Origin of the sequence: Microbacterium candidum, assembly GCF_030315975.1 — a bacterium.
GTDB lineage: Bacteria > Actinomycetota > Actinomycetes > Actinomycetales > Microbacteriaceae > Microbacterium > Microbacterium candidum.
This window is the reverse complement of the sequence record NZ_JASXSZ010000003.1, coordinates 553,045-556,243: the sequence shown is the minus strand read 5'-3', so window position 1 is coordinate 556,243 and position 3,199 is coordinate 553,045. Positions and strand designations below refer to the sequence as shown.

General features: G+C 69.8%; 4 protein-coding genes. 1 reads left to right on the top strand and 3 read right to left on the bottom strand.

The genetic code is table 11. The features are described 5' to 3' along the window. Positions 1–95 precede the first annotated feature (95 nt). A complete protein-coding gene (locus QSV35_RS12040; RefSeq protein ID WP_286288993.1) occupies positions 96–851 on the bottom strand; it encodes an SDR family oxidoreductase in 756 nt (251 codons plus the stop codon). Between the two features lie 175 nt (positions 852–1,026). Between QSV35_RS12040 and QSV35_RS12035 the strand changes: the two genes are divergently transcribed. Next, positions 1,027–1,386, top strand: a complete 360-nt coding sequence (locus QSV35_RS12035) for a DUF1801 domain-containing protein (RefSeq protein WP_286288992.1) — start codon at positions 1,027–1,029, stop codon at positions 1,384–1,386. 132 nt (positions 1,387–1,518) lie between these two features. On the opposite strand, the gene QSV35_RS12030 is transcribed toward QSV35_RS12035, so the two are convergent. Both QSV35_RS12030 and QSV35_RS12025 read right to left on the bottom strand, forming a co-directional pair. Continuing rightward, entirely contained in the window at positions 1,519–1,812 is a 294-nt protein-coding gene (locus QSV35_RS12030) for a YciI family protein (protein WP_286288991.1), read from the bottom strand. Between the two features lie 98 nt (positions 1,813–1,910). Continuing rightward, positions 1,911–3,095: a metal-dependent hydrolase family protein gene (locus QSV35_RS12025; RefSeq protein WP_286288990.1), complete on the bottom strand. Its 1,185-nt coding sequence runs from the start codon at positions 3,093–3,095 to the stop codon at positions 1,911–1,913. Between the last annotated feature and the right edge of the window lie 104 nt (positions 3,096–3,199).

Genomic DNA, 3,199 nt, shown 5'->3' with positions numbered 1-3,199 from the left:
CGCCGCCCGCGCCGTGTTGGGCGGCGTGGCCCCGGTGGGGGGGGGCTTGAGCCCCCCCCCCCCCCCCGCCCCTTCCGTACTGCAGGATGATGCGGTTAGGCGCCGACGGTGTGGTCCGGGCTGCGCAGCCACTCGTCGAATGTGATGGTCGCCCGAAGGGCCCGGGCGTCGCCGCGCAGAGAGCCCGAAGCGAGGCCCTTCCCGTAGGCGCCGGGGAGCCGCATCCCGAGCACGCGACGACGGATGCCGTCGAACTCCAGCTGGCGGCGGACGAGATCGATGAGCTCCTCGTCGCGCGGACCGACGAGATCCCGCGCGCGCCCGACCGGGCCGGCTTCGGCGACGTCGACCAGGTGTGCGCCCACCTCGCGCGCTGCGACCGGGCGGATCGGCGACTTCGGGATCATCGCGATCGGGCCGCCCATGCCGGCCAGCAGCTGCCCCGGGAACTCGTGGAACTGGCCGGTCCGTGCGATCGTGTACGGCACGTCCCCTGCGGCGATCGCCCGCTCCTGGGCGAGCTTGCCGGCGTAGTACGACGAGTCGATGTCGTCGATTCCGACGATCGACAGGGCGATGTGATGACCGACACCGACCGCCTTCTCCGCCGCCAGGAGGTTGCGGGTCCCGGTCTCGAAGAAACTGCGCGCCTTGGCGGCCGACATCACGACCAGATTCGTGACATCGATCACGGCGTCGGCACCCCGAAGCGCCGGCCGCAGCCCTTCGCCGGTGAGGATGTCGGAGCCGTTCCTACGGGAGAGGACAACGACCTCGTGGCCGTGGCTCAGCGCCGCCTCGACCACAAACCTCCCGACCGTGCCCGTTCCCCCTGCGATTGTCAGCTTCATGAGTCCTCCTGTTCTGCCGGGACCGATCATCGGCCCCGTCCACAGGATTGACCGCACGACCGACCCAATCGTGACAGGGGACGGCTTCACCTGCATAGACGCGCCGGGAATGATCACGGCGCGGGGGTGATCCCGCGCCGGTGCCGCCGCGCACGGGCGTGCGTAGAGTGATGCCGTGAGCAACCGGAACCCCGAAGTGGAGGCCTGGCTGGCCGCTTATGACAATCCTCGGCGGGATCTCGTCGCCCAGGTGCGTGAGGTGGTCCTGAGCGCGGATCCCGAGGTGACCGAGTCGATCAAGTGGCAGGCGCCGACGTTCATGTTCCGCGGGAACATCGCCTCGTTCTTCCCGAAGTCGAAGAAGACCGTCACGCTGATGTTCCACCAGGGTGCGACGATCGCGGACCCCGACGGTCTGCTGGAGGGGGACGGAGCCGTCTCCCGGGTGGCACGGTTCGCGGACGCGGACGACCTCGAGCGGAAACGTGCAGCGCTGCAGGCGATCATCCGCGCATGGATCGACGAGCGGCGCTGAAGTGCTTCCCCGGAGAAAACAGCTGATCCAGCCCGAAAACAGACTCTTCCGCCGGGTTCGAGAGCATCGACCAATCGCCGACGCCGCGATCCCGCACCGATCGCCTGCGATCGCTGCGGGATCGGTCGACTCTCACAGCGATTGGTTGATCTGGAGAGTTCCCCCGCGTGCGACGAACGGATGGGTCGAGAGGATGCTGCGGACATCCTCCTCGGTTTCGGCCTCGATGATCGTGTAGCCGGAGAACTCGGGGGCCGCGGTCGGCGTGCCCGCGGCCACGGCTCCGATATAGCTCACGGGTGCACCAGGGTCGACGACGGCATCTCCCGCCGACGCGAGCCACTCACCGAAAGCGGCTCGTGCTGCCTCCATCTCTGCAGGGTCGGGGTGGCCCATGCCGCTGTAGGTGATCAGGTATTTGACCATGCGAGCTCCTCCTTCTCGCGCGAGCAGTTCATGCGACGGCATCCTGCTTCGACCTGATCCTCTCACCGAACGATGGCCGGGGCGCCATGATCACTCGGTCAGGCGACGACGCGGCCGCCCTGCACGATCGACACTCGGGCGTCCTCCTCCCAGAGGACAGCCGGCTCGGTGAGGGGGTTCGCCGAGAGCAGGAGCGCATCGCCGTATGCCCCGAGCCCGAGGTGGCCGAGCGAGCGATCCCCGATGAGTTCGGCATTGACGGCTGTCATCGAGCGCAGCGTCGCCGCGGATCCGCTCGCCTCGACCTGCAGTCGGACGCCGCACAGCTGATCGTCCTCGAGGTCGCCCATGAGATCGGTGCCGAAGCCGACCTGCACACCGGCGGCGTGCGCGAGCTGGACCGCTTCCTGGCCCTGCGAGAGCACTTCGGAGTTCTTGGCGAGCGAGATCGCGTTGAGTCCGATGGCGGCCCCACGGCGGTCCATCGCGTCGTATGCGGCGAGCGTCGGCACGAGGAAGGCGCCGAGCTTCGCCATGCGGGCTGCCGTCGCCGCGTCGATGAGGTTGCCGTGCTCGATGGAGCGCACGCCGTTCTCGATCGAGTGGATGACAGCCTCCGAGGAGTACGCGTGCGCGGCCACGTAGCTTCCTCGGCGCTTCGCCTCGTCGGTCACGACCCGCACCTCCTCCGGGGAGTACTGCGGGATCGGCAGGGGGTCGGCGAGCGAGAAGACCCCTCCCGACGTCATGATCTTGATCGCATGCGCCCCCGTGCGCAGGCGGTTGCGCACGGCGACGCGCAGCGCGTCGACTCCGTCGACCACCTCGCACATGTGGCCGTGCGAGAAGCAGGTGTCGATGTGCGGAGCGCGAGGGTCGCCGTGGCCACCGGTCTGGCTGAGGGCGGGGCCGGTGAAGTGGTAGCGGGGTGCGTCGAAGAGGTCCGCGTCGATGGCGCGGGCCAGGCCGATGTCGCCGCCGGCGACGTCCCGCACGGTGGTGAAGCCGCGGCGCAGCGCCCGTCCGAGCCGGCGGGTGCCGTTGATGGCGGTGAAGCTGAGCGGACCGCGCTCGTTCTCCATGCCGTCCATGCTGGTCGCATACGCGTGGAAGTGCGCGTCGATGAGGCCGGGGACGAGCCACGCTCCCGCGGCGTCGAGGGTCTGAGCGCCCTCGCCCGGCCGGTCGACCACGCGCCCGTCCTCGATGTGCACGTCGCGGTCGGCGAATCCTTCGCCGTCCCACACATGCGCTCCGACGATGTTCAGCGATCCCGTTCGCATTCCGCTTCGCTCCTCTGCTGTTCCGCGCGGCGCGGCGGGGGGGGGGGGGGGGCCCCCGGCCCCCCCCCGGGCGCCTACCCGCCCGCGCGGCCCACCCGCCCCCC

Bases quoted from the DNA above. Each gene is read 5' to 3' on its own strand.
- QSV35_RS12040 (WP_286288993.1), bottom strand. From the start codon at position 851: ATGAAGCTGACAATCGCAGGGGGAACGGGCACGGTCGGGAGGTTTGTG.
- QSV35_RS12030 (WP_286288991.1), bottom strand. From the start codon at position 1,812: ATGGTCAAATACCTGATCACCTACAGCGGCATGGGCCACCCCGACCCT.
- QSV35_RS12025 (WP_286288990.1), bottom strand. From the start codon at position 3,095: ATGCGAACGGGATCGCTGAACATCGTCGGAGCGCATGTGTGGGACGGC.